Source organism: Qipengyuania sp. R86523 (genome assembly GCF_044596365.1).
GTDB lineage: Bacteria > Pseudomonadota > Alphaproteobacteria > Sphingomonadales > Sphingomonadaceae > Qipengyuania > Qipengyuania citrea.
The window spans coordinates 815812-840292 of the sequence record NZ_CP138997.1; the positions used below are offsets into that span (position 1 = coordinate 815812).

26 protein-coding genes and 1 pseudogene are annotated in these 24481 nt (G+C 65.1%); 9 read left to right on the forward strand and 18 right to left on the reverse strand.

Annotation, left to right across the window (positions count from 1 at the left end; genetic code table 11):
- Positions 1-138: 138 nt before the first annotated feature.
- The 3 genes from fabG to SJY12_RS03955 are packed head-to-tail and all read right to left on the reverse strand — an operon-like array spanning position 139 to position 2702.
- Complete coding sequence (gene fabG / locus SJY12_RS03945) at positions 139-891, reverse strand: 3-oxoacyl-[acyl-carrier-protein] reductase (RefSeq protein WP_397506640.1); 753 nt, start codon at positions 889-891, stop codon at positions 139-141.
- On the reverse strand, positions 891-1829 hold the full coding sequence (fabD, locus tag SJY12_RS03950; protein WP_397506067.1) for an ACP S-malonyltransferase: 939 nt from the start codon (positions 1827-1829) through the stop codon (positions 891-893). Before fabD ends, fabG begins: the two co-directional genes overlap by 1 nt.
- A 21-nt stretch (positions 1830-1850) precedes the next feature.
- Positions 1851-2702 (reverse strand): LD-carboxypeptidase, encoded by an 852-nt coding sequence (locus SJY12_RS03955; RefSeq protein ID WP_397506068.1) that lies wholly within the window; start codon positions 2700-2702, stop codon positions 1851-1853.
- Between the two features lie 53 nt (positions 2703-2755).
- Between SJY12_RS03955 and SJY12_RS03960 the strand changes: the two genes are divergently transcribed.
- The gene (locus SJY12_RS03960) at positions 2756-4183 is read left to right on the forward strand and encodes a glutamate ligase domain-containing protein (RefSeq protein WP_397506069.1); all 1428 of its coding nucleotides are present in this window, start codon (positions 2756-2758) and stop codon (positions 4181-4183) included.
- Here the strand turns inward: SJY12_RS03960 and SJY12_RS03965 are convergent.
- On the reverse strand, positions 4180-4824 hold the full coding sequence (locus tag SJY12_RS03965; RefSeq protein ID WP_397506070.1) for a glutathione S-transferase family protein: 645 nt from the start codon (positions 4822-4824) through the stop codon (positions 4180-4182). The two genes, SJY12_RS03960 and SJY12_RS03965, sit on opposite strands and share 4 nt — an antisense overlap.
- Entirely contained in the window at positions 4811-5761 is a 951-nt protein-coding gene (locus SJY12_RS03970; RefSeq protein ID WP_050601124.1) for a DUF808 domain-containing protein, read from the reverse strand. Before SJY12_RS03970 ends, SJY12_RS03965 begins: the two co-directional genes overlap by 14 nt.
- A gap of 202 nt (positions 5762-5963) precedes the next feature.
- Here SJY12_RS03970 and rpsF point away from each other — a divergent pair, with 202 nt between their 5' ends.
- From rpsF to SJY12_RS04010, 8 genes are all read left to right on the forward strand, one after another.
- Entirely contained in the window at positions 5964-6329 is a 366-nt protein-coding gene (gene rpsF / locus SJY12_RS03975) for a 30S ribosomal protein S6 (protein WP_050601122.1), read from the forward strand.
- Positions 6329-6553, forward strand: coding sequence for a 30S ribosomal protein S18 (rpsR, locus tag SJY12_RS03980; RefSeq protein WP_397506071.1), 225 nt, complete (start codon positions 6329-6331; stop codon positions 6551-6553). The genes rpsF and rpsR overlap by 1 nt, the downstream gene beginning before the upstream one ends.
- Before the next feature lie 11 nt (positions 6554-6564).
- Positions 6565-7227, forward strand: coding sequence for a 50S ribosomal protein L9 (gene rplI, locus SJY12_RS03985; protein ID WP_050601120.1), 663 nt, complete (start codon positions 6565-6567; stop codon positions 7225-7227).
- 103 nt (positions 7228-7330) lie between these two features.
- Positions 7331-8803: an AMP nucleosidase gene (locus tag SJY12_RS03990; RefSeq protein ID WP_255357743.1), complete on the forward strand. Its 1473-nt coding sequence runs from the start codon at positions 7331-7333 to the stop codon at positions 8801-8803.
- Positions 8804-8870: 67 nt separating this feature from the next.
- Positions 8871-9203, forward strand: a complete 333-nt coding sequence (locus tag SJY12_RS03995) for a hypothetical protein (RefSeq protein ID WP_050601118.1) — start codon at positions 8871-8873, stop codon at positions 9201-9203.
- The gene (locus SJY12_RS04000; protein ID WP_348345348.1) at positions 9193-10677 is read left to right on the forward strand and encodes a methyl-accepting chemotaxis protein; all 1485 of its coding nucleotides are present in this window, start codon (positions 9193-9195) and stop codon (positions 10675-10677) included. Before SJY12_RS03995 ends, SJY12_RS04000 begins: the two co-directional genes overlap by 11 nt.
- Before the next feature lie 62 nt (positions 10678-10739).
- Positions 10740-11510 carry an SDR family NAD(P)-dependent oxidoreductase gene (locus SJY12_RS04005; RefSeq protein ID WP_397506072.1) on the forward strand — a complete coding sequence of 257 codons (771 nt, stop codon included), beginning with the start codon at positions 10740-10742 and terminating at the stop codon, positions 11508-11510.
- Positions 11511-11650: 140 nt separating this feature from the next.
- Positions 11651-12430: an alpha/beta hydrolase gene (locus tag SJY12_RS04010; protein ID WP_397506073.1), complete on the forward strand. Its 780-nt coding sequence runs from the start codon at positions 11651-11653 to the stop codon at positions 12428-12430.
- Between the two features lie 81 nt (positions 12431-12511).
- Here SJY12_RS04010 and rimK read toward each other — a convergent pair whose 3' ends face one another.
- The 13 genes and pseudogenes from rimK to SJY12_RS04075 form a co-directional block, all read right to left on the reverse strand.
- Complete coding sequence (gene rimK, locus SJY12_RS04015) at positions 12512-13417, reverse strand: 30S ribosomal protein S6--L-glutamate ligase (protein WP_050601114.1); 906 nt, start codon at positions 13415-13417, stop codon at positions 12512-12514.
- Complete coding sequence (locus SJY12_RS04020; RefSeq protein WP_050601113.1) at positions 13414-13878, reverse strand: RimK/LysX family protein; 465 nt, start codon at positions 13876-13878, stop codon at positions 13414-13416. The genes rimK and SJY12_RS04020 overlap by 4 nt, the downstream gene beginning before the upstream one ends.
- A complete protein-coding gene (locus SJY12_RS04025) occupies positions 13875-14891 on the reverse strand; it encodes a YncE family protein (protein ID WP_397506074.1) in 1017 nt (338 codons plus the stop codon). Before SJY12_RS04025 ends, SJY12_RS04020 begins: the two co-directional genes overlap by 4 nt.
- Complete coding sequence (locus tag SJY12_RS04030) at positions 14885-16732, reverse strand: M2 family metallopeptidase (RefSeq protein WP_397506075.1); 1848 nt, start codon at positions 16730-16732, stop codon at positions 14885-14887. The genes SJY12_RS04025 and SJY12_RS04030 overlap by 7 nt, the downstream gene beginning before the upstream one ends.
- Positions 16733-16801: 69 nt before the next feature.
- On the reverse strand, positions 16802-17239 hold the full coding sequence (locus SJY12_RS04035; RefSeq protein ID WP_397506076.1) for a hypothetical protein: 438 nt from the start codon (positions 17237-17239) through the stop codon (positions 16802-16804).
- A 77-nt stretch (positions 17240-17316) separates the two neighbouring features.
- Entirely contained in the window at positions 17317-18072 is a 756-nt protein-coding gene (locus SJY12_RS04040; RefSeq protein ID WP_397506077.1) for an alpha/beta fold hydrolase, read from the reverse strand.
- Positions 18069-18716 carry a 2-hydroxychromene-2-carboxylate isomerase gene (locus SJY12_RS04045; protein ID WP_397506078.1) on the reverse strand — a complete coding sequence of 216 codons (648 nt, stop codon included), beginning with the start codon at positions 18714-18716 and terminating at the stop codon, positions 18069-18071. The genes SJY12_RS04040 and SJY12_RS04045 overlap by 4 nt, the downstream gene beginning before the upstream one ends.
- A gap of 98 nt (positions 18717-18814) precedes the next feature.
- Positions 18815-19372, reverse strand: a complete 558-nt coding sequence (locus tag SJY12_RS04050) for a hypothetical protein (protein WP_397506079.1) — start codon at positions 19370-19372, stop codon at positions 18815-18817.
- Positions 19369-20394: an aspartate-semialdehyde dehydrogenase gene (locus SJY12_RS04055; protein ID WP_050601106.1), complete on the reverse strand. Its 1026-nt coding sequence runs from the start codon at positions 20392-20394 to the stop codon at positions 19369-19371. Before SJY12_RS04055 ends, SJY12_RS04050 begins: the two co-directional genes overlap by 4 nt.
- 85 nt (positions 20395-20479) lie before the next feature.
- Positions 20480-22768 carry a DPP IV N-terminal domain-containing protein gene (locus tag SJY12_RS04060; protein ID WP_397506080.1) on the reverse strand — a complete coding sequence of 763 codons (2289 nt, stop codon included), beginning with the start codon at positions 22766-22768 and terminating at the stop codon, positions 20480-20482.
- Between the two features lie 201 nt (positions 22769-22969).
- Positions 22970-23338: a 50S ribosomal protein L19 gene (gene rplS / locus SJY12_RS04065; protein WP_050601104.1), complete on the reverse strand. Its 369-nt coding sequence runs from the start codon at positions 23336-23338 to the stop codon at positions 22970-22972.
- 12 nt (positions 23339-23350) lie between these two features.
- A pseudogene (gene trmD, locus SJY12_RS04070) lies at positions 23351-24077 on the reverse strand (tRNA (guanosine(37)-N1)-methyltransferase TrmD).
- A 52-nt stretch (positions 24078-24129) separates the two neighbouring features.
- Positions 24130-24438, reverse strand: coding sequence for a hypothetical protein (locus SJY12_RS04075; protein WP_397506081.1), 309 nt, complete (start codon positions 24436-24438; stop codon positions 24130-24132).
- Between the last annotated feature and the right edge of the window lie 43 nt (positions 24439-24481).

The window sequence follows — 24481 nt, forward strand, 5'->3', positions numbered from 1 at the left end:
TTCGTCCCTCTTGGGCGCCTGGCAGGCCGGAATCGCCCCACCAGCGCCGGAATACGGATAGTCACCCTAGCGGGGCGGGCTTGGGGGGCAAGGCCGGACGCCGCGGCGCCGCAATTCGTTGGGGAAAAGTGGGTGAAATCAGCCCATCATCGCCATGCCGCCGTTCACGTGCAGCGTCTGGCCAGTGACATAGGCTGCCTCGTCGCTCGCAAGGTAGGCAACCGCAGCGCCGATCTCGTCGCCTTCGCCCATGCGGCCCATCGGAATACGCCCGTTGATCGCCGTTTTCTGCTCGTCGTTCAACGCGTCGGTCATCGCTGTGCGGATGAAGCCGGGGGCCACGCAGTTCACGGTGATGTTCCGGCTGGCAAGTTCCTGCGCGAGGCTTTTGGACATGCCGGTCAGGCCCGCCTTGGCGGCGACATAGTTCATCTGGCCGGGGTTGCCGGTATGCCCGACCACGCTGGTGATCGAGATGATCCGCCCGCCCTTGGCCTTCATCATCGGCCGTGCGCTGGCGCGCATCAGGCGGAAGCTCGCCTCGAGATTGATGCGGATCACCTGGTCCCACTCGTCGTCCTTCATCCGCATGGCCAGATTGTCACGGGTGATGCCGGCATTGTTGACGAGGATGTTCATCGAACCCAGCGTATCGACGGTGGCCGGGATAAGTTCCTCGACCTGCGTCGGATTGGAAAGGTCGCAGGTGATCTCGACATGGTCATGGCCGAATTCGTCGTTGAGCTGTTCGCGGAAGGCGCGCAGCTTGTCGCCGTTGGAGCCGGACAGCGCGAGGCGCGCACCCTGCTTCGCCAGCGCGTAGGCGATCGACGAACCGATCCCCCCGCTGGCCCCGGTCACGAGCGCGGTCTTTCCTTCGAGGCTGAACATCATGCGTTCTCCTTGGCGAAGTTTTCGAGGTCTTCCATGGTGACGAGGCTGACGGTTGCGGCCTCCTTGTCGATGCGGCCCACCATCGGGGCGAGCACCTTGCCGCCCACTTCGACAAACCGTTCGATGCCTGCCTCGCGCATCGCCAGCACGCTTTCGCGCCAGCGGACGCGGCCGGTGATCTGATCGACCAGCAGCGCCTGTTCTTCCGCCGGATCGGTGACGCGTGCGGCAGTGACATTGGCGAACAGCGGCACTGCAAAGGCCTGCGGGGGCGTCGTTTCGAGCGCGTTCTTCATGCGCAGCGCAGCAGGACCCATCAGCGAACAGTGGAACGGTGCCGAAACGGGCAGCTTGATGCCGCGCTTGATCCCGTGATCCTTCGCCATTTCGATCGCGCGGTCGATCGCCTCGGCGTGGCCGGAGATAACGACCTGCGTCGGATCGTTGTCATTGGCGACTTCGCAGACCTGCCCCTCGGCCGCTGCCTCGGCCAGCGCGGTGGCCTTTTCGATATCGGCACCGAGCAGCGCGGCCATCGCGCCGACGCCGATCGGAACCGCATCCTGCATTGCGATGCCGCGCAGGCGCAGCAGCTTGGCCGTGTCGGTCAGCGAGAATGCCCCGGCGGCGCACAGCGCGCTGTATTCGCCGAGCGAATGGCCCGCGACGCAATCGGCCGTGTCGGCCAGCGTCACGCCGAATTCCTTTTCGAGGACCCGGGCAGTGGCCACCGAATTGGCCATGATCGCCGGCTGCGCATTGGCAGTCATCGTCAGTTCGCTTTCGGGGCCATCCTTCATCAGCGCGGAAAGCTTCTGCTTGAGCGCTTCGTCGACTTCCTGGAACACTTCGCGCGCATGCGCGCTGGCTTCGGCGAGATCGGCGCCCATGCCGACCTTCTGGCTGCCCTGGCCGGGAAAGATGAATGCAGTCATAAAATCTCCTCGACCGCGCGACTAGGCGCGAGCGCCCCGCGTCTCAAGTCCGAAGGGGACAATCTTGTTGGCAGCATCGTGGCCGATATCCGCCCGGCCGAGGTAGGGGATGCCGCTGCGCCGGCACCAGTCCTGCGCGATGGCGACTTCGTCGGTGCCAAACGGGCGGTCGTTGACGGGGACATCGCTGATGCGGCCCAGACGCAGGCCCGCGATGCCGCCGAGGTGCTGCGTCATCGCGATGCCGCCGAGGTGCTGCGTCACATGAAACAGCAGCCGGTCAATCGCATAGAGATGCTCGGCAACTTCCTCGACCATGACGACATGACCCGACAGATCGGGGGCAAGCTCGGTGCCGACCAGCATCGCCAGCGTGGCAAGGTTGAAAGCCACCGCGGGGCGCGTATCGAGGCCGGGTTCGAGACCATCCTCCCCGCCCTTGAACCAGTCCAGCGCGCGCTCGATCGCAGCGGCGCCGCCCTCGCGCCGGACGTCGCCCGCCAGCGGCCCATGCGCGACGCGCCCGATGCCATGCCTGTACAGTGCGGCGAGCAGGAAGCCGGTGTCGGAATAGCCGAGATAGGACTTGTCCCGCGCTGCCGCGTTCATTTGCGCGACCGCCTGCGGGGCGATGCGGTTCGAACCATAGCCGCCCATCGCGAACCACACCGCATCGAAACTGGGGTCGTTCGCGCAATCGAGCAAGGCGGCGAGCCGCACGTCGTCGCTGCCGGCGAAATGCCCGTCTTCGGCAAAGCATTGATCGTGAAAGTGCAACGACACGTCGCTGCGCCCCGCCACCAGCGTTTCGACCGCCGCGGCGCGTTCGCGCTTCAACCGCTTTCCGGGGGCGCAGATCGCAATTCTGACCATGCGCCATGCTAGCGTGCTTGTATCGCGCGGCACAACTCAATAGCTGCACGCGCATGAGCGATATGCCCACTCCAGATGAATTGTTCGCCCGTCCCTTCTTCTTCTGCGGGATCGGCGGATCGGGAATGCTGCCGCTCGCGCAGATCCTGAAAGGTCGCGGCTGCACGGTCGAAGGATCGGACCGCAGCCACGATCAGGCCCGCACGCCCGACAAGTTCGCCGCGCTCGAACAACAGGGTTTCACGCTGCATCCGCAGGACGGCAGCGGGATCGTCTCGGCCAAGCAGATCCTCGTCGCCAGCGCCGCGGTGGAAGATACCGTACCCGATGCCAAACGCGCCAAGGAACTGGAGTGCCTGCGGCTGACCCGCGCCGAGCTCAATTCGATCCTCTTCAACACCAGCGGTGCGGGGCTGGCGGTTGCCGGGACCAGCGGCAAGTCGACTGTCACCGGCATGCTCGGCTGGATTCTCCACGCCTGCGGACGCGAGCCGACGATCATGAACGGCGCAGTGATGACGAACTTCGTCTCGCCCGAACGCCCCTATGCCAGCGCGGTGGTCGGCGGGCAGAGCCTCTATGTCAGCGAAGTCGACGAGAGCGACGGCTCGATCGCGCTCTATCGCCCCGCGGTCGGCGTGCTGCTCAATGTCAGCCTCGACCACAAGAGCATGGAAGAGCTGCGCCAGCTGTTCGGCGATTACCTGTCGCGCAGCCGCATTTCGGTGATCAATGCCGACGACCCCGAGGCGTTGGCGCTGCTGCCGCATGCGAAGGAAGTCGTCACCTTCGGGATCGAGCAGGAAAAGGCGCAGATCGGCGTGGTCCCCGGCTCGGTCGCGGAAGGCCCGATGCGCCAGGCCGCTCTGGTCGTCGACCGGCACGACGGCAGCGAACATCCGTTGATGTTCAACCTGCCCGGGCGGCACAATCTGGCCAACGCGCTGGCGGCAATCGCAGCGGCAGCGGCAGCGGGCATACCGGTCGCCAATGCGGTCGCCGCGCTCGCCGGTTTCGAAGGTCTCGCGCGGCGGTTCGACATCGTCGGCACCAGCGCCTCGGCCATCACCGTGATCGACGATTTCGGCCACAATCCGGAAAAATGCGCCGCCACGCTGCGCACGCTCAAAGCGCACCCGGGCCGCGTGCTCGCCTTCTTCCAGCCGCACGGCTACGGGCCCCTGCGCCAGATGGGCGAGGAGCTGGCCCAGACCTTCGCGCATGAACTGGGTGACGAGGACCGCGTTATCCTGTGCGACCCGGTCTATTTCGGCGGCAGCGTCGATCGCAGCGAAGGCAGCGAGCGGATCGTGCGGCTGATCGAGCAGGCGGGCGGCCAGGCCGAACACATTCCCGAGCGCACGGCGGTGGGCGACAGGCTCGCCGAACTCGCGCAGCCAGGGGACCGGATCGTTGTTATGGGCGCGCGCGATGACACGCTGAGCGGATTTGCACGCGACCTGTTCGACCGGTTGTCCTAGATCGCGGCGGGGCCCGCGGCCTCACGCGCCACGGCCCGGCGATATCCCTCGCGTGCGGTCAGCCGGTCGCGGTAGTCCCTGAGCGATTGCGGCACGCCCTCGTCCAAGCCCACCCGACCCGCCAGGATCAGCGCGTAACCGCAGCAGATATCGGCCACGGTAAAGCGATCCGCGCACAAGTAGTCGCGCGTTTCGAGGCGCTGCTCGAGCTTGACGAGGCGCTTCCAGAACCACTTGGCATAGGCCTCGCCCGCCTCGCCCCAGCCCTTGTCCTTCTCGAACAGGGCGAAGCGCATATAGACGGTTTGCGGGAAAGTGATCGTGGCATCGGCGTGGTAGGTGAAATCGAGATAGGCGGGATAATCCATCTCGTTTGGCGCCACGACCAGCGACTGGTCCGCGCCCTTGGTGGCAAGGTAATGCGCGATCGCACAGCTCTCGGTCATGTGCGCCGCGCCATCGACCAGCATGGGTACCGTACCCAGGGGATTGACCTCAAGGTAGTCGGGCGCCTTGAAGCGGGGCGGGAACGGCAACAGCCGCAGGTCGATAGCGACTCCCGCCTCTTCCGCCGCCCAGGTCGCCCGCAGGCCGCGCGACCCCGCGCAGGTGTAAAGGACCGGCGGCTCAGTGATCGCCATGGGTAATGCCGATCTTGAAGACCTTGTGGATGAGGATCGCCAGCACGAAGCCGAGCGCGAGCCCCGTCAGGGCGGACAGCGCCGCATAGGTTCCCCAGCCGAGGATGCCCGAAAGTCCACCGGTCACCGCTTCCACCGTGTGCTGCAGCCCATGCGCCCAATCGGAGGGACCATGGATGCCCAGTTCGTGCAGGCTGTGCAGGATGATGCCGCCGCCGACCCACAGCATCGCGATCGTGCCGATGAAGGACAGCGTGGTCAGCAGATAGGGTACCGAGGTCACCAGAAACTGCCCGAAGGCCTGTGCGGCGGCCGAAGTCTTCTCGCGCAGGTGCAATCCGATATCGTCCAGCTTCACGATCAGCGCGACCGATCCATAGACCACCAGTGTCACGCCGATACCGACGATCGCCAACACGCCCGCGCGTACGATGAAGTCTTCCGCGGCCACCTCGTTCAGCGTGATCGCCATGATTTCGGCCGAGAGGATCAGATCGGTGCGGATCGCGCCGTTCACCCGCTGTTTCTCGAACGCCGCCGGGTCGGTGATCTCATCCTCCACAGTGACGCCGTGTTTCTGGCCGCCCAGCTTTTCCATCACCTTTTCCGCCCCTTCATAGGACAGGTAGCAACCGCCCAGGATCAGGATGAAGACGATCGCGCTGGGAAGCAGCCAGCTGAGCAGCAGCGCGCCGGGCAGCAGGATGATGAGCTTGTTCTTCAGGCTGCCCTTGGTAATGTTCCAGATGATCGGCAGTTCGCGCGCGGGGCTGAGGCCCGTGACGTAACTCGGTGTGACCGCCGCATCGTCGATCACGACGCCGGCGGTCTTCGAGCCCGCCCTGCCCGCGGCAACCGTGATATCGTCGACCGAGGCCGCCGCCGCGCGGGCGATGATCGACACGTCGTCTAGCAGGGCTACAAGTCCACCGGGCACGCACTACTCCTTCGTTTTCCAACCAATGCCGCCCTGCCCGCCCGGTTCCACCCTGCCAAGCCCCGAGATTGGCTTGCATTCGTCGCCAATCCCGTTATGTGCGCGCATCCCCTGCCTGTGGGCGGGGATTCGAAGAAAGCCGGAGGGGCCCCGCAATCCCGCGGACAAGCCAGCGATCGGCCACATGTGAAAGGACAAGGGCATGGCTCTATACGAGCATGTTTTCCTGGCGCGACAGGACCTGAGCCAGGCTCAGGTCGACCAGCTCGCCGCCACCGCTACCGAGATTGTCGAGAAGAACGAAGGCAAGGTCACCAAGACGGAGACCTGGGGCCTCAAGAACCTCGCCTACAAGATCGACCGCAACCGCAAGGCGCATTTCGTGATGCTCAACATCGAAGGCCCCGGTGCCGTCGTGGAAGAGCTCGAGCGCCAGACCCGCATCAATGAAGACGTCATCCGCTACATGACCATCCGTGTCGAAGAGCACGAAGAAGGTCCGAGCGTGATGATGCGCAAGAACGAGCGCGATGCGAAGAAGCGCCGCGACCGCGAGGAGCGTAACTGATGGCCCGCCCGTTTTTCCGCCGCCGCAAGTCCTGCCCCTTCTCGGGCAAGAACGCCCCGACGATCGACTACAAGGACATCCGCCTGCTGCAGGGCTTCATGTCCGAACGTGGCAAGATCGTCCCCAGCCGCATCACCGCCGTCAGCGCAAAGAAGCAGCGTGAACTGGCCAAGGCCATCAAGCGCGCCCGTCACATCGGCCTGCTGCCGTACATCGTGAAGTAAGGGGAATAATCATGGATATCATTCTCCTTCAGAGGATCGAAAAGCTCGGCTCGATCGGTGACGTCGTCACCGTGAAGGACGGCTATGCCCGCAACTTCCTGCTCCCGCAGAAGAAGGCATTGCGCGCCAACGAAGCCAACAAGAAGGTCTTCGAAGCGAACCGCGACCGCCTGGAAAAGGAAAACGCGGAACGTCGCAGCGAAGCCGAAAAGTCCGGCGAGAAGGTCCAGGGCGAAGAAATCGTCCTGATCCGTGCCGCGTCGAACACCGGCCAGCTCTATGGTTCGGTCAACGTGCGCGACATCGCCGCGTCGCTGGCCGAAAAGGGCCACGAGATCGACAAGAAGCAGGTCATCATGGGTGACCCGATCAAGGCGATCGGCATGCATGAAGTCCGCATCGACCTGCACCCCGAGGTCTCGGTCACGATCAAGGCCAACGTCGCCCGCAGCGACGATGAAGCCGAACTGCAGAGCCAGGGTATCGACGTGATGGCGCAGATGTTCGAAGACGAGCAGCGCGAGATCGAAGAACAGGCCGAAGCGAACCGGACCGACCCGACGCTCGAACCGGGTGAAATCCCCGCCGACATGCTCGAAGACGGCATCAGCACGCCCGAAGGCATGAGCGAGACCGAAGCCAAGATCGAAGCGACCGCGCCCGAAGGCGAGTAAGCTTCGTCGCTTCGTGCGATCGACAATCAGGGCGCGGCGGCTTCGGTCTCCGCGCCCTTTTTGTAAGAACCGCCTGCGCACCCTATGTGGGTGGGCGACACAAATCCTAAAACAACAAGAGGCAGGAGCAACGCCCATGGAATCCATCGAACAGACGCTCGACCGGCTCGAGAAAATCTACGACGCTGCCGTGGAGCGGCTCCGCGAGGACGTGATCGCCTTCGGCCGCGAACGCGAGCTTCCCGCGCCCGAACGGCGCCACGACGGCAGCTATGCCTATCCCGAATTGCGCCTGCGCTTCCGCGGCGGCGACCAGCCTGCCGACCGCAACCGCGCGTTCGGCCGTCTCAATGCGCCCGGGCTGTACACCACCACGGTCACCCGCCCGGAGCTGTTTCGCGACTATCTGCGCGAGCAGCTCGAACTGATCAGCGAGAATTACGAGGTCGAACTCGAAGTCGGTTCCTCGAAACAGGAGATCCCCTTCCCCTATGTCCTCGACGGGGGCGCCGGGGCCGAGCTGGCAGGCGTCGATCCCAATCTGATCGCGCGGCATTTCCCCTCGACCGAACTGGCCGATATCGGCGACGAGCTGGCCGATGGTATCGTGCTCGAAAACGATGACGACCCGATCCCGCTGTCGCTGTTCGACGGGTTGCGAACCGATTTCAGCCTGGCCCGGCTGGCGCATTACACCGGGACCAGCACCGACCACTTCCAGCGCTTCATCCTGTTCACCAATTATCATCGCTATGTCGATGAATTCGTGGACTGGGCGGGCGCGCAGCTGGGCTCCAACGGCTACACCGCACTGGCCGGTGCCGGGGGCATGATGCTTACCGAACAGACCGATAATGCGCGCGCGCAGCTGTCCGACACCGCATGGCGCCGGCACCAGATGCCCGCCTACCACCTCGTCGGCCCCAATCGCGAAGGGATCACGCTGGTCAATATCGGCGTCGGCCCGTCCAACGCCAAGACGATCTGCGATCACCTTGCGGTGCTGCGGCCCGAAGCATGGCTGATGATCGGGCACTGCGGTGGTCTGCGCCCCAGCCAGAAGATCGGCGACTACGTCCTGGCGCATGCCTATCTGCGCGACGACCACGTGCTCGACCCGGTGCTGCCGCCGGAAATCCCGCTTCCCGCGATCGCCGAAGTGCAGCAGGCGCTGGCGGGTGCGGCCGAAGCGGTTTCGGGCGAACATGGTGCCGATCTCAAGAAGCGGATGCGCACCGGTACGGTGGTCACGACCGACGATCGCAACTGGGAACTGCGCTTCACGCAGTCGGCCAAGCGCATGAGCCTGAGCCGCGCGGTCGGCGTGGACATGGAAAGCGCCACCATCGCCGGCCAGGGTTATCGCTTCCGCGTCCCCTACGGCACCTTGCTGTGCGTTTCGGACAAGCCCCTGCATGGCGAGATCAAGCTGCCCGGACAGGCCAATGCCTTCTACGAAGAAGCGATTGCCGCGCATCTCCAGATCGGGGTCAATGCCTGCAAGCGGCTGCGCGAAGAAGGCCCCCGCCTCCACAGCCGCAAGCTGCGCGCGTTCAACGAGCCGCCGTTCAGATAGGCCCTTGGGAAAACCGCGGCATCACGGTTAACGGCTTGGGGAGGATTTGCTGCCACCAGCCATCGCGATGCATATCGCGAAGCCCGAATCCAAGCCGAAGCCGCGCCGATTGCTGGGATTGTCCCAGGCTGTAATCGCGATCGGCGCGGTCGGCGGCCTGCTGCTGGCGCCGCCGGCTTTCGGCCAATTGGCATTCTACCCCATATCTCCTGCGGCGGACCGGGCCTTGCCCGGAATCGTGTTTCAGGACGGGCGGCGCGCTGTCGCCCGCACCGCGCTGGGCGGTGGTTATGTGATGCAGGGCGCACGTCCGCCGCTTTTCGAGCTTCTCTTCGAGCACGGCATCCTCGTTCTCGCCGTTCCGCGGGGCGGCTGCACCGGAGCAATCAGTGGATCATAACGAAATCAACGCGCTGCGCACCAAAGGCGTGATAGGAATTGCGATCGCGGGCTGGGCTGCATCGCTGAGCCTTGCCGCACTGATCCCGGCGATGGGCACGCAGGCCTTCCATGCACTCGCCGCGAGCGTCTTGCTGAACCTGCTGCCGACGATCGCGGCCTGGCAACGCCGCTACGACAGCGCTGCTCGCATGGCGGTCGCGCTCATGGCCGCGCTGCAGCCTGCGCTTATGCTTTACGCGCTGCGCGGTGCCCCGTGGCAGATCGACATGCATATGTATTTCTTCGTCGCCATCGCGACGCTGACAATCCTGTGCGATGTCCGGCCGATCCTGCTCGCTGCGGCGACCGTCGCCCTGCACCACCTCATCCTGTCGATTGCCGCGCCCAGCTGGGTCTTCTCCGGTGGCGGAGGTGTGAACCGGGTGTTCATCCACGCGCTGGCCGTAGTGCTGGAAGCAGGCGTATTGTGCTATATTGCCACTACGCTCAATTCGCTGATCACGCGCATCGGTTCTGCGCTGGCGGAAAGCGAACAGGCCACGCGGTCTGCCGAAGAGGCGCTCCGCCTTGCCGATTCGGAGCGCGCCGAACGCAGCCGGCTGGAAAGCGACCTCGCCGCCCGTCGGCGCGAAGACATGCTGCGGATCGCGGCCGATTTCGAAAGCTCGGTTTCCGAAGTCACGATGGCGGTGGCCAAGAGCGCTCGCGCGCTGGACGAGGTGATGCATTCGCTGGACGAGAATGCGCGCGACACCGGGCAGCAGGCAGGCGAAGTCGCCGCAGCTGCCTCGCAGGTATCCAGTGCCATCGATGCGGTGGCCGGCAGCGTTACCGAATTGTCCCGTTCGATCGGCAACATCGCGGTGACCGCCGGTCGCCAGGACGAGCTCGCCAGCGAGGCAGGAACGCGCACCGAAACCGGCGGCGACGCGGTCCGATCGCTTGCCAACCAGTCGAAGACCATCGGCGATGCGACGCGTTCGATCGCGGAAATTGCCGAAATGACCAATTTGCTCGCGCTCAACGCCACGATCGAGGCTGCCAGCGCAGGGGATGCCGGCAAGGGTTTCGCCGTGGTGGCGCAGGAGGTCAAGCAGCTCGCCGCGCAGGCCGCACGTGCCACGCGCGAGATCGAGGACCTGCTCTCGGGCATCAGCAAGGGCACCGGCGAAGCTGAGAACAGCTTCGGCAAGCTCAGCGGGGCAATCGCCGAACTCGCCAGATCGGCGATGACGGTGCGCAGCGATGTCGACAACCAGCGGGCGGCGACCTCCAGCATCGAACAGACCATGGGTGACACCGCTGCGGGCACCGAACAGATGGCCCACAACAGCGCCGTCCTGGCGAACCGCGCAAGCACCACCCAGAAGCTGTCCGGCGATGCCCGGCAGAACGTGAAGGCGCTGCTCGAGACCATCCATTCGCTCGAGCGATCGGCCGGCGACTTCGTTGCCAGTATCAAGGCCGCCTGATTGGCGACCGTGACGGCGATGCCATTCTTCGATAGCCTGCTGTCGGGGAGGACATTGATCGCATGACCACAATACCCAATCGCTCGCGCTCGGTCGCGGGCCGGGTCGCCATCGTCACCGGGGCCGCCAGCGGCATGGGCCGCGCAACCGCGACGCTGCTGGCAAAGGAAGGCGCGCGCGTCGCGGTGACCGATCTCGATATCGCCGGATGCCAAACCGTGGCGGCAGCGTGCGGCGCTGGCGCGCGCGCCTATGCGCTCGACGTATCGGACGCGGATGCGATCGCACAGGTTGTGGCGCAGGTCGCAGCGGATTTCGGCGGAATTGACATACTCGTCAACAATGCCGGCATCTCGAGCTTCTGCGCACTCGAAGACGATGCCTATGAGGAGACCTGGCACCGCGCACTGGCCGTGATGCTGACCGCGCAGCAGCGCATGGTTCGCGCCGCGCTCCCGCATCTGCGGAAAAGCGATGCCGCGCGGATCGTCAACGTCGCCAGCACCGAAGGTCTCGGTGCGACGCCCGGCGACACGCCCTATGTCGCGGCCAAGTCGGGCGTGGTCGGCCTTACCCGCGGGCTGGCGGTCGATCTCGGGCCCGAAGCCATCACGGTAAACTGCATCTGTCCCGGGCCGATCCGCACCGCGATGACCGATGCAGTGCCCGACGAACACAAGGTGATCTATGCCAAGCGGCGGACGGCACTGAAGCGCTATGGCGACCCGGAAGAAGTCGCGCATGTGACGCTATCGCTCGTACTCCCCGCGGCGAGCTACATTACCGGCGCTGTGATCCCGGTGGACGGCGGGCTGATGGCGCGCAATGCGTGACGAGTAAACCGGCTGACACGTCGTGCGCCTCGGGCGTCCGCTACCCCGATGCCGCCGAGCCTGAAGGATCGACCTTCGGCCCTGCGCGTATGCAATAGGCCAGCACCTACGCCGCGCGCCCGCCCGTTCAGGATCATCCCATGTCTCGGCCCGAAAGCATCAGCATCGATTTCCGATCTCAGCGCATCGCCGGAGTGCGCTATCCGGCGCCGCGCCCGAACGGAGCGAAGGTCCTCTTGAACCACGGTTTCGGCGTCACCCGCACGGGCGTCGGCCGGGCGTTTGTCGATCTCGCACGAGGTCTGACCAATTCGGGTTGCACGGTCTTCGCCTTCGACCGCCTCGGCCATGGCGAAAGCGATGGCCGCTTTCTGGATGTCTCCGTGCCGGACGAACTCGACCAGCTATCCGCCATGCTCGATCACGTGCTCGCGGACGGAAATGGTCCGGTGCACCTTGTCGGCCATTCGCTTGGCGGTATGGAATCGGCATGCCTGGCTGCGCGGCGTCCGGGCGATCTCGCAAGTCTGACGCTCTGGGCTGCCGCGGCGGTCTTCGTCGATGATGTGCGTAGCGGCCAGATCCAGGGCAAGTCGCTGGACATGCTTCGCGATACGGGCGTTTTCGATTTCAAGGGCCAGGCGCTGGGCTCGCGCTTCGTCGAGACCGCAGAGGCATTCGACCCTTTCGCAGAGCTAGGCGCTTTTACTGGCAAGGTGTTCGTCCACCAGGGCGAAGCGGACGAGGTCGTGCCGTTCGAATATGCGCAGAAATACGCCGATATCTGGTCGGAGAACGCAGTCCTGTACCGCTATCCCGATGCCGACCACGGGTGGAACCGTCTGCCGGATCGGGCGCTGCTGCTGCAGCGTACGCAAGCGGACATCGCTGGCTTGGCGGACACCGGGACAGAGCACTGACAGTGCCTCGGCCGAGCGAGGGCAATTTCAGACCGGCCGTCGCCGTGCGCTGACCATTCGCGATCAGCGTAAGTGCTGGCGTCAGCCCCGCCCCTTCGTCTTGGTCTTGCCGTCGCGCGCGCTTTTCTCGATGAACTCGATCACCAGCCCGGCAATATCCTTGCCGGTCGCCTTCTCGATCCCCTCGAGGCCGGGCGAGGAATTGACTTCCATAATGACCGGCCCGTGATTGCTGCGCAGCATGTCGACACCGCACACGTTGAGGCCCATGCGATTGGCGGCGCGCACTGCGGTCGAGCGTTCTTCGGGCGTGATCTTAATGAGCTCGGCGCTGCCGCCGCGGTGCAGGTTGCTGCGGAAGTCGTCCGCCGCGCCGGTGCGTTTCATCGCCGCGACCACCTTGCCGCCGACCACCAGCGCGCGAATGTCGGTGCCGCCCGCTTCCTTGATGAATTCCTGCACGAGGATGTTGACGTTGGCGCCGCGGAACGCCTCGATCACCGATTTGGCCGATGACATCGTTTCGGCGAGGACGACACCGATGCCCTGCGTGCCTTCCAGCAGCTTGATCACCACTGGCGGCCCCTTGACCGCCTTGATGATCTCCTCCGCCGCCTTGGGGTCGTTGGCATAGGCGGTCAGCGGCAGGCCCAGCCCGTGCTTGGCGAGGATCTGCATGCTGCGCAGCTTGTCGCGGCTGCGCCCGATCGCCACGCTTTCGTTGAGCGGCCAGCAGCCGCGCATCTCGAACTGGCGCAGTATCGCGAGGCCGTAATTGGTGATCGACGCACCGATCCGCGGAATCACCGCATCGTAGCCGATGCACGGTTCGCCATTGTAGAAGACTTCTGGCTTGTGACTGGCGATATGCACCGTGCAGCGCAGGGTGTTGAGGATATCGAGCTGGTGCCCGCGATCCTCGGCGGCCTGCTGCAGGCGCTGGTGCGAATAGAGATTGGGATTGCGCGCCAGCATCGCGATTTTCATGGTTTGTGGCCTTTCTTGACCTTCATTTCGGGCGTTTGCAGCCACGAATAGCCGCTGTCCACTACGAACCGGCGGCGCAGCGACGAACGTCCGATCAGCATCGGGAAACGCATGTCGCGCCGGTCGGCGAGGCTGAGTTCGGCGCGAAACTCGACGTCGCCGATCTTCAGCGGGGTCTTGATAACATAGCGGCGCTGCGTTTCGCCATTCGAACTGGTGATGCCGCGGATATCGACATGCACCGCCTCGCACACCTGCCGTACGTGCTGCCGTTCGAAATCGACCGCGAAACGCACGTATTTCTCGCCGTCCCGCTCGAATTCGGCGAGCACGGTCCCATGCAGCGAGGATGTCCGCGCGCCGGTATCGATCTTGGCCGGAACGGAATGCAGGCCGAGCTCGGGCAGATGCACCAGCTCGCGCCAGCCGATCGGCGGCAGGGGCTTGCGGTTCGCGCTCATTCGATGATGGCGATGCCGTCGCCGCCCCCGGCACCGGGCAGGCGGCGCAGCACGCGGCCGCTGGCGAAGTCGACCTCGGCAATGGTGTTCGTAGTGGTTTCGGCAACGTAGATCCGCTCGCCATCGGGGGAGAACAGGATCGTGACCTGCGTCCGCGCCTCGGCCTCGGCAGGGCTTGACACCGAAATGCTGCGGACCAGTTCGCCGGTGGCGGTATCGATCACGCTCAGCCCGCCATCGGCAAGATCGGAGGTGACCGCGTAATCGCCCTGCGGCCTGACGACGATCCGCAGGGGGAAGGCGCCGGTTTCGATCCGTTGCCGTATCGCCAGCGTCTCGGGATCGAGCTTGAACGCGGCATTCGAACCGCGCGCCGAAACCCACAGCGTTTCGCCATCATCCGCCAGCGCAATGCCCTCGGGTTCCTCGCCCACTTCAACCGAACGCGGGGCCCGCCGGGTCTTGAGGTCGATCAGGCTGACCGTGCGCGAACCCAGGTTGGTGGTCCAGGCATGGCGGCCATCCGGCGCGACCGCCAGCATATGCGTGCCATCCTGCCCCGAACCATATTCGAATGCCTCCGCCGCACCGAGCGGATCGCGAATCCAGAAAATCGAGCGGCGCCCCTCCGCCGTGGCATAGATATCGCCATTGGCATGCCACACGATCCCGTGCGGCCGCGCGCCCTCGCCCAGATCCACGCTGGCGACCTTGCCGAGGTCCGACGTCCGGAAGATATCGACCGTGCGCCCGCCATAGCAGGCAAGCGCGAGATGGCTTTCGTCGGGCGACGTGGCGAGTTCGTGCGGATTGGCGCAGCTGGCAACCGTCGCGGCGGTTTCGCCCGATGCCAGCTCCACCTTCGTCAGCGTGTTGCCGAACTTGCCCGCCACGAACAGCGCCCCCTCGACCGGCTGTCCGGAGAGCGGCGCGCGGGCATCGCCGCTTGGCGCCATGGGGGCGCAAGCGGCGGTCACCGGAAGCGCCAGCAGCAGCGGGAGGCGGCTTACCATCCTTCGGTCTGGCCGGCGTTCTGTTCGTCGAGCCACGCCTTCAGCGGAGCGAAGTACTCGACCATTGCCGTGCCGCTCATCTGCCGCTCGCCGGTGAAGGCCTCGAGCGCATCGGGCCACGGCTTGCTGGCACCCATTTCGAGCATGGCGGCGAGATTCTTGCCGACTTCCTCATTGCCGTAGAACGAGCAGCGGTGCAGCGGCCCTTCCCAACCGGCCTGGTCGCAGGCGGCCTTGAAGAACTGGAACTGCAGGATCCGCGCAAGGAAATAGCGTGTGTAAGGCACGTTGCCGGGGATGTGGTACTTCGCGCCGGCGTCGAACCCGCTTTCATCGCGCTCCACCGGCGGGACGATCCCCTGGTATTCGAGCCGCAAATCGTTCCACCCCTTGTTCAGCTGGTCGGCCGGGATGGTGCCGTCGAACAGCTGCCAGCGATAGCGGTCGACCATCAGGCCGAAGGGCAGGAAGGCGACCTTGTCCATCGCCTGTCGCAGCAGCAGGCCGATATCCTTGTCCGCGCTGGGTACGTCTGCCTCGTCAAGCATGTCGATCTGGACGAGATATTCGGGCGTGATCGACAGCGCGATCATGTTGCCGATCGCCTCGTGGAAGCCATCGTTGGCGCCGTTGAGGTGCAGGTAGTCCTGCTGGTTGTAGGCGCGCTGGTAGTAATTGTGGCCCAGCTCGTGATGGATGGTCACGAAATCGTCGGCGTTCTTCTTGATGCACATCTTGATGCGCAGATCGTCGACATTGTCGACGTCCCACGCGCTGGCATGGCATACGACCTCGCGGTCCCGCGGTTTGACGAACTGGCTGCGCTCCCAAAACGTGTTCGGAAGCGGTTCGAAGCCGAGCGAGGAGAAGAACCCTTCGCCGGTCCGCACCATCTGGATCTCGTCGAGCCCCTTGGCCGCGATCAGGTCGGTCAGATCGTACCCGATGTCGCCGGCACCCTCGGGCGCGACCAGCGGATAGATGTTGCCCCATTCCTGCGCCCACATATTGCCGAGCAGGTCGGCGCGGATCGGGCCGTCGGCGGGCTGCACTTCGGCGCCGTACTTGGCGTTAAGCTTGCCCCGGACATAGGTGTGCAGCGCCATGTAGAGCGGCTTTACTTCCTGCCACATGCGCTCGGTCTCGGCGGCGAACTGGTCTGGGTCCATGTCATAGTTCGAACGCCACATCGCGCCCAGGTCGGCAAAGCCGAGTTCCTTCGAGCCTTCGTTGGCGATGGCGATCATGCGCTGGTAATCCTCGCGCATGGGCGCACCGACATTGTCGTGCCAGCTCGCCCACATCTCGGCGAGTTCGGCGGGCGTGCGCTCGAGGTTGCCCATCTCGGCCTCGATATCGCTGCCGTTGATCTCCTCGCCGCCGAGCATGCCCTTGCCCTGCCCGTACTGGCTGTTGAGCTTGGTGGCGATTTCGTTGAGCTCGGTCGCGGCGCCGTCGCGGACGGGCGCGGGCATGACGATGCCGTTGCGCAGGATGTCGAGCTTGCGGGCGACTTCGGGGTCAAGCCCCGCGACCTGCGCATAGCGCGCGGCCTCGTTCGCGTACCGGACCGACTTTTCCGTCGCCTGCGCGCCGTATTTGGCTGCCAGCTGGTTGCTGTCATGCACGATATAGGTCGAGTTGAGCCACAGCACCCGGCCGTATTCGACCGAGAAATCGAACATGTCCTGTTCGACCATCGCCACCCAGTCGGCGGCGCCCTGCGGGGTCATCGGGAAAGCGGCAGCTGCGGCTGCGGGCGTTTCCGCATGGTCATCGGCCATGGCCGGCGTAGCGAGCGAGACGGCAAGCGCGGAGAGCGCGACGGTTGCGAATTTCATGCGGGTCCTCTCAGGATCGGAATGATGTGGTTTCACGTGCTACCGGATTGCACCTGCCGCGCAGCTTAATCAAGCGGTTGGCGCAGCAAACCGGCGGATGAGCCATGCCGCGATTACGCCGAGGAAGGTCACGACCCACGCCGCGACCTTGACCGGACGCGCGGTGGCAGCAATGCCCGCCAACTGGTCTGACCCCGCATCGCGCAGCAATTGGGCCAGCTGCAGCAGCGTTTCGGTATAATCGGTCAGCACGAATACAAGCGCCGCGGCTGCGACGACCGCGCCGATCGTCCGCACCGTGCCACCCATGCGCATGAAACTGCGGCCGGCGATCCAGCTGCCTGCGCCATATATGCCGATAAAGACCAGATCGCCGAACATTGCGAAGACGGCCAGCGGACGCACGCCGCCCGTATGCCACTGTGCTTGGATGGCATCGACCCGTGCGGCAGTGCCGGCCGCCTGGTGTTCGGCAATGCCCAGCGTCACATCGTCGGGCGCGGTCACCGCGAGGCTCAGCGCGACGACGACGGCGAAGGCCAGCAGGCCCCACAGCCACCAGGTCAGCGCAGGCGCGGGTCTGCCTATGCCTGCGCTCCCAGCCAGTCGGCGATCGCCTGCCCGAGGTCGGGCTTGGTGACGCTGCTCATATGCGTACCCGGCACTTCGGCGAAATCCGCATCGGGCAGGCGCTCCGCCAGATCGGCGGCAGAGCCATTGTCGCGGTCCTCGTCACCGCACACGACCAGCGTGGGCATGGTGATATTGTCGAGCAAGGCGAGATCGAGATCGGGCATGGTGTCAAGCAGTAGCCGCGCCGCGACCCGGTCGACCCCCTGCGACTTGAGGAACTGCATTGAGAAATAGTCAGGATCGCCCTTGGGAATGGCATCGAACTCGTCGATCACGCGGCGGAACTTGGCCGCGCGGCGCTGCCATTCGCCCAGCCCCGCAGTCCCCATCCCGCCGATGACCAGATGCGCAGGCGTCAACACGCCGTGCGCCGCGCCGTGCAGCGATGTGCGTGCGCCGAGCGAGAACCCGCCGAGATCGTAATCGTCGAGCCCGAGATGATCGACCAGCGCGGCCACGTCGCGCACCAGCACATTGCTCGGATAGCTGTCGGGATCATGCGGCGCCGCGCTGTCGCCATGCGCGCGGAAATCGAGCATGAGCACTTCGAACCCCTGCGCGGCGATCGCCTCGTGATGCCCCCATTTGATCCAGTTCATCTGCGCGCTGGAGAACAAGCCGTGCAGGAGGACGAACGGCCGCCCCCTCCCATGCCGATGCAGCGCCAGCCGCGTGCCGTCGAAACTGTCGAAGAAATCGGTGGTCATCGCTTCGCCAGCCCCTGCTGTTCCATGCGCCAGCGCGCCATTTCGATACGGTCCTGGCCGAAGAACGGTTCGCCCTCGAACACCAGCGTCGGCACGCCCCAATGACCCGAGGCCTCGAGTGAATCCTGGTTGGCAGCGATTTCGGCGTCGAGCGTGTCTTCCTCGGCGGCGACCTCGCGATCGATCTCCGCCGCGTCGAGCCCGGCGCGGGTCAGCGCGCCGGCGAGGTGGTCGCCCTCGTGCCAGTTTTCCTGCCCGCCCCAGATCAACTGCCCCGCCTCATGCGCGAAGACGAGACCCTTGCCTCTTCGTGCCGCAGCCTGGCCCATCCGCGTGACGTGGCGGATATAGGGCTGCTCGGCGGCGATTTTGCGTGTGGCGGCATCCTGCACGATTGGATCGGGGCGCGGCGCCCCGAAGGCAATGCCGTGGAACTGCGCCACGCGCATCATGTCGCGCAGCGTATAGGCCAGCCAGTTGGGATGGTTGCGCTCGAAGAAGTCGGGTTCGCGGATCGCCAGCGGCCAGACGGGACGCAGCGTGATGTCGAGATCGTATTCCTCGGCCATGGCGCGGTACCGGCCGACCGAAAGATAGCTGTAGGGCGAACGGAAGCTGAAATAGAGCTCTGCGGTCAGGGTCATGCAGGCACTTATACATCTCCGTCGTCCCAGCGAAACCCGGGTCCGCTATCGGTGTTGCGGCGGGTGGAGCAATATCCCGGCTCGAGCCGGGATGACGTTCAACGGAAGAAGCAGCTAATTCCGGCCTGCAGCGCGTCGATCGATCCATCGGGCGCGGCGAAGCCGGTGATCGTGCCGTAATCGCCCGTCGTGTACTGGAACTCGCCCTCCAGCGTGGTGTCGAGCTGCTGTACCTGCCGCTCGTCCTGCAATGCGTCCAAGGTCGTCACACCGGGGGCGATGCCATCCGCGGTAACCACGCCTTCGCCGGCGCGGAGGAACCAGCCGGCGAAGCTGCCGTCGAGATAGGCGATCTGCAGCGGACCGAACTGGCTGAAATCCATCGGCCCTGCGCCGCATTCTTCATTGCGCGACGTGGTGGGGGCTGCGCCGAACGCTTGTTCGGCCAGGGCATCGACCTCGGCGCGCGGCGTGCTGAAGCCGAGCGTTTCGCCGCCCGCCGAAAGCCCGTCGGCGTTCACTACGATCCGCGCCTGTACGATGCGCTGCTGCGCGGCATCGCCCTGCTCGCCCGCTTCCGCGGCGGGCTGGTCCGGCGCCGAACCGCATCCCGCCAGGGCCAGCGGGAGCGCAAGCAGCAGGGCGTTGCGGATCATCCCTTCTTGAGGCATTCGCGGCCGAGCAGCTCGGCGATCTGCACCGCATTGAGCGCGGCGCCCTTCCGCAGATTGTCGGAGACGCACCACAGCGTGATGCCATTGTCGACCGTCGGGTCGTCGCGCACGCGGCTGATGTAGGTCGCGCTGTCGCCCGCTGCTTCGACCGGAGTGACGTATCCCTCGTCCTCGCGCTTGTCGACAAGCATGATGCCGGGGGCCTCGCGCAAGATATCCTGCGCCTGTTCGGCCGACAGTTCATCCTCGAACTCGATATTCACCGCCTCGGCGTGGCCGACGAACACGGGCACCCGCACGCAGGTCGCGTTGAGCTTGATCTTGGAGTCGAGGATCTTCTTGGTCTCGACCACCATCTTCCATTCTTCCTTGGTGGAACCATCGTCCATGAAGACATCGATATGCGGGATGACGTTGAAGGCGATCTGCTTGGTGAACTTCACCGGCTCGATCGAATCCCCGACGAAGATCGCGCGGCTCTGCTGGAACAGCTCGTCCATCCCCGCCTTGCCTGCGCCCGAGACCGACTGGTAAGTCGAGACCACCACGCGCTTGATCCGCGCCGCCCTGTGCAGCGGCGCAAGCGCCACCACCAGCTGCGCGGTCGAGCAGTTGGGATTGGCAATGATGTTGCGCTTGGCATAATCGTGGATCGCCTCGGGGTTCACCTCGGGCACGATCAGCGGCACATCGGGATCCATGCGGTAGAGCGAGCTGTTGTCGATCACGACGCAGCCGGCCGCCGCCGCCTTGGGCGCATATTCCTTGGCCGGCCCGCTGCCCGCGGAAAACAGCGCGATGTCCCAGCCGGCCCAGTCGAAATGCTCGATGTTCTTGCATTTGAGCATCTTGCCCGTGTCGCCGAATTCGACTTCGGTGCCCTGCGAACGGCTGCTGGCAACCGCTGCCACCTCGTCACAGGGGAAGCCGCGTTCTGCCAGGACCTGCATCATTTCCCGGCCGACATTCCCGGTCGCACCGACCACGGCAACACGATAACCCAAATTACATCTCCAGTATTTCTGTGTCGCCGAGATAGCGATTAGCTGCGCCCCCGCAAGCGCACATACGTTTGCGCCCCCTAAAGCCTCACTCGGGCGGGGTTACACCATGGCTCTCGAGGAAGCGGAACACGGTGTTGTAGCGATGCGGTGAGATCTGTTCGCCCGAAACGCGGTGCGTGTATCCGGGATAGAGCATCATCTCGAACGGCACGTTGGCTTCCTGCATCGCGGAGATGATCTCGGTCGCGTTTTCGAACACCACATTGTCATCGGCCATGCCGTGGATGATGAGCAGCGGATCGACGATCTTCGTCGCATCGGGGATCGCGCTGGCGGCATCATAGGCTGCGCCGTCGTCTTGCGGCGTGCCCATGTAACGCTCGGTATAATGCGTGTCGTAGAGCGACCAGCGGGTCACTGGCGCGCCGCTGATGCCAGCGGCGTAGAGGCCCGGGTCGGCCTGCAACTGCTTGAGCGTCATGTAGCCGCCATAGGACCAGCCATCCACGGCGATCTTGTCCGGATCGACGAAGTCGAGCGTCCTGAGATACTCCGCCCCAGCCTTCTGGTCGCGCACTTCGACCCCGCCCATCGCCCGGTAGATCGGCTGTTCGAAGGCAACCCCGCGGTAATTGCTGCCGCGGTTGTCTAGCGCGAACCAGATATAGCCCCTGTCGACGATGGCCTGAGGCAACGCGCCGTTCCAGCCCCGGTTGACGATCTGCGGGCCCGGCCCGCTGTAGTGATAGTAATAGACTGGATAGCGCTTGCCCGGCTCCATTTCGGGCGTGATCATTTCCCAGTGCAGCGGCGTGCCGTCCTCGGCTGGGATCGTGCCGTATTGCGTCGGCCGGTGGCTGGCGAGGTAGGGCGCGTAGGGATGATCCGCATCGAGCGCGTTCTCCTCGATCCATGCGAGGCGCTGCCCGTCCTGGTCGGCAATGTAGCTCTGCGGCGGCGTGTCGTCGTTCGAGCGGATGATGACGAGCGTCTGCCCCTTCCCGTCCATCGTCGCCGTATGGGTGAAGCCGCTTTCGGTCAGCTGCAGCGGTTGCGCGGAGGGATCGGCATAATCGAGCGCATAGATATGCTGTTCGAGCGGGTCCTCTTCGCTCGTGGCGAGATAGAACAGGCGCTCCGCTGCTTGGTCCACACCCACCAGCTTGGTGACGACGAATGACCCGCGCGTCAGCTGGCGTGCATCCTTCCAGCCATCGTCGGCAGAATAGAGATAGAGGTGACCGAAGCCGTCGCGCTCGGACCACCAGACCAGGCTGCCATTCTCGAGCAGCTTGTAATCGTCACCAAGATTGATCCAGTAATCCGCAACCGCGGCCTTTTCGGTGAAGACCGGCGACAGCGCGCCCGTCTCCGGATCGACCCGGAGCATGTCGAGCACGGTCTGCTCGCGGTTCTGGCGCTGGACGTAGAGCGCGCTGCCATCGGGCGCCCAGTCCACCCGGGCGAGATAGAAATCGGTCGGATCGCCTTCGGTATAGATTCCCGGCTCCTGATGCGCGGCGAGATCGACCTTCACCCGGTTCTCGCCGTCGGGATCCATCACATAGAGTTCGACATCGGCGTTTTCGCTGCCCGCGACCGGATAGCGCTGGTCGAACACCCTGGTGCCCGTCGCGCCGATCGCCGCCCGCGTCACGATGCCGACCATGCTCTCGTCGAAGCGCTCGACCGCGATGCGCCGGTCGTCGGGGCTCCACCAATAGCCGGTCATCCGGCCCATTTCCTCCTGCGCGACGAACTCGGCCTCGCCCCAGCGTACCGCCTCGCCTTCGCGCGGCGTGATCGGCGCGGTCTCGCCCCCCGTCTCGCCGACCCACAGCTGGCGATCGCGGACGAAGGAAACGTGGCTGCCCGTGTTGCTGAGCGCGGGATTGAGTTCGCTTTCCTCGGTATCGGTCAGCCGCACCACTTCCCCGCCCACTCGCGCGAGGTAGAGATCGCCATCGAGCGGGACCAGCACGCCGGTGCCATCCTCGGTCCACTGATAGTCGATGATGCCCTTCAGGCTGCCGACCCGCGCGCGCTCGCGCTGCATCTTCTCCTCCTCGGACAGTTCGCGGCCCGAACCCAGCGCCTCGCTGTCGACCAGCATTGCCCATTCGCCCGCATTGCGGTCATAGGCCCACAGATCGTAGCGTTCGCGGTCGTCGGCGCGATTGCGCAACACGGTGAGATAACGCCCGTCGGGTGACAGCTTCACCTTGCGCGGCGTCGGCCCGTCGAGGCCGGGCGAGGCGAAGACACGCTCGAAGGTCAGGTCCATGGGCGCGGTCTCCGTAGTGGTCTGGGCATTGGCCGGGGCGGACAGGCAGGTGCCGAACGCCAGCGCGGCGGCAAGGGACATGGCTTTCATAGGTTCTCCCCAAGGATCGATCGGCTGCTTCCTCGCAACGCGGTGACGCGATTGCAAGCACCGGGCCCGCGCCATGCACCGCCGGCCCGGGTGAAGGCTCGTGCTCCCTCTCCAGGCAACTGCGGCGCAAGATGCAAAAGGGGCGGTCTCCCCGAAGGAAAACCGCCCCAAGATTCTCGCGAAGAGAACTGCTGTTTTGCGCTACGCCTTGGGCGCGTTGTCGCGGCGTTCCGCGATACGCGCGCGCTTGCCGGTGCGGCCGCGCAGGTAATAGAGCTTGGCACGACGCACGATGCCGCGACGCACCACGGTGATGCTGTCGATGATCGGCGAGTAGAGCGGGAACACGCGTTCCACACCTTCGCCGAACGACATCTTGCGCACGGTGAAGTTGCTGCCCATGCCGCGGTTCGAGCGGGCAATGACAACGCCTTCGAAATTCTGGACGCGTTCACGGTTGCCTTCGACAACGCGGACGCCGACGCGCACGGTGTCACCGGCGCGGAATTCGGGGATTTCCTTCCCGAGGTTCTCGATAGCTTCCGCTTCGAGCTGCTGAATGAGGTTCATCGAACCGTATCCTTAGTCTTTTCGCCGCGCGCCAGAGGCAGGTCGGTCCCGAGCGTCACAGTAACGCTCCCAAAGGTCCGGCCTGCGTAACCGAGTATCGTCTTCGCTCCTTGCCTTGCGCCAAGCAGCGATCTTCGCATGATCCCCCGATCGCAGCACTTCAGGGATCGTGCGCCCTTCCCATTGCTGAGGTCGGGTATATTGCGGGTATTCGATGAGCCCGTTCTCGTAGGAACTCCTCGACTCCGCTATCGGGCGCGCCCATTACGCCGGGAAGCAGGCGAATGCAAGCGTCGAGAATGGCCAGCGCAGCGGTCTCGCCGCCCGACAGGACGATATCGGCGAGGCTGACCTGCTCGATCTGCGGATAGGCCTCGAAAATGCGTTCGTCGAAGCCTTCGAAACGGCCGCACAAGATGGCCACGCCGGGGCCCTGCGCGATGGCGCGGATGCGCGCCTGCGATATCGGCTTGCCGCGCGGCGTCATGGCAAGGATCGGCCGCCCCTCGCCCACGCTGGCGATCGCCGCGCCAAGCACATCGGGTTTGAGCACCATCCCCGCGCCGCCGCCCGCGGGCGTATCGTCGACGGTGCGGTGCTTGTCCGTGGCGAAATCGCGGATCTGCACGGTCTCGCACGACCAGTTGCCGCGCTCGAGCGCGCGACCGGCAAGGCTGACCCCCAGCGGACCGGGGAACATCTCGGGATAGAGCGTGAGAATGGTGGCTGCAAAACCCATGCCGCGCGCCCTAGCCGCCAATCGGCAGCAGCGCCATAGCCGGCCGCGGGGATCAGCCGATCGGCAGGCGATGCTCTGCGGGCGCAGCGCGCCCGGCGGCAGGCAAGGCTTTCGCGGCCATTGCCGACGCGGCGATACCCAGCACGACCAGTCCGCCGCCCGCGGCGAGGTCCACGCCATGCAGCGTCACGCTGTCGGCCTCGGTCAGCTTCATCCCGAGCACCGCGGCAAGCGGCGCGATGCCCGCGAAAGCATGGCGCAGCCGGGGCCCGATCGAAGGCGACACCCTGCCGACACCTGCACCGAGCCCGGCGGCCAGCGCTGCGTAAGCGCCGGCGAGGAAAACCATATTGTCGATCATCGTTTGCAATCCCCCTTGCCGAAGGTCCTGCCATGCCGACGTG

Coding starts and splice junctions, on each gene's coding strand:
- fabG (WP_397506640.1), bottom strand. CDS start 891: ATGTTCAGCCTCGAAGGAAAGACCGCGCTCGTGACCGGGGCCAGCGGG.
- fabD (WP_397506067.1), bottom strand. CDS start 1,829: ATGACTGCATTCATCTTTCCCGGCCAGGGCAGCCAGAAGGTCGGCATG.
- SJY12_RS03955 (WP_397506068.1), bottom strand. CDS start 2,702: ATGGTCAGAATTGCGATCTGCGCCCCCGGAAAGCGGTTGAAGCGCGAA.
- SJY12_RS03960 (WP_397506069.1), top strand. CDS start 2,756: ATGAGCGATATGCCCACTCCAGATGAATTGTTCGCCCGTCCCTTCTTC.
- SJY12_RS03965 (WP_397506070.1), bottom strand. CDS start 4,824: ATGGCGATCACTGAGCCGCCGGTCCTTTACACCTGCGCGGGGTCGCGC.
- rpsF (WP_050601122.1), top strand. CDS start 5,964: ATGGCTCTATACGAGCATGTTTTCCTGGCGCGACAGGACCTGAGCCAG.
- rpsR (WP_397506071.1), top strand. CDS start 6,329: ATGGCCCGCCCGTTTTTCCGCCGCCGCAAGTCCTGCCCCTTCTCGGGC.
- rplI (WP_050601120.1), top strand. CDS start 6,565: ATGGATATCATTCTCCTTCAGAGGATCGAAAAGCTCGGCTCGATCGGT.
- SJY12_RS03995 (WP_050601118.1), top strand. CDS start 8,871: ATGCATATCGCGAAGCCCGAATCCAAGCCGAAGCCGCGCCGATTGCTG.
- SJY12_RS04005 (WP_397506072.1), top strand. CDS start 10,740: ATGACCACAATACCCAATCGCTCGCGCTCGGTCGCGGGCCGGGTCGCC.
- SJY12_RS04010 (WP_397506073.1), top strand. CDS start 11,651: ATGTCTCGGCCCGAAAGCATCAGCATCGATTTCCGATCTCAGCGCATC.
- rimK (WP_050601114.1), bottom strand. CDS start 13,417: ATGAAAATCGCGATGCTGGCGCGCAATCCCAATCTCTATTCGCACCAG.
- SJY12_RS04020 (WP_050601113.1), bottom strand. CDS start 13,878: ATGAGCGCGAACCGCAAGCCCCTGCCGCCGATCGGCTGGCGCGAGCTG.
- SJY12_RS04025 (WP_397506074.1), bottom strand. CDS start 14,891: ATGGTAAGCCGCCTCCCGCTGCTGCTGGCGCTTCCGGTGACCGCCGCT.
- SJY12_RS04030 (WP_397506075.1), bottom strand. CDS start 16,732: ATGAAATTCGCAACCGTCGCGCTCTCCGCGCTTGCCGTCTCGCTCGCT.
- SJY12_RS04040 (WP_397506077.1), bottom strand. CDS start 18,072: ATGACCACCGATTTCTTCGACAGTTTCGACGGCACGCGGCTGGCGCTG.
- SJY12_RS04045 (WP_397506078.1), bottom strand. CDS start 18,716: ATGACCCTGACCGCAGAGCTCTATTTCAGCTTCCGTTCGCCCTACAGC.
- SJY12_RS04050 (WP_397506079.1), bottom strand. CDS start 19,372: ATGATCCGCAACGCCCTGCTGCTTGCGCTCCCGCTGGCCCTGGCGGGA.
- SJY12_RS04060 (WP_397506080.1), bottom strand. CDS start 22,768: ATGAAAGCCATGTCCCTTGCCGCCGCGCTGGCGTTCGGCACCTGCCTG.
- rplS (WP_050601104.1), bottom strand. CDS start 23,338: ATGAACCTCATTCAGCAGCTCGAAGCGGAAGCTATCGAGAACCTCGGG.
- SJY12_RS04075 (WP_397506081.1), bottom strand. CDS start 24,438: ATGATCGACAATATGGTTTTCCTCGCCGGCGCTTACGCAGCGCTGGCC.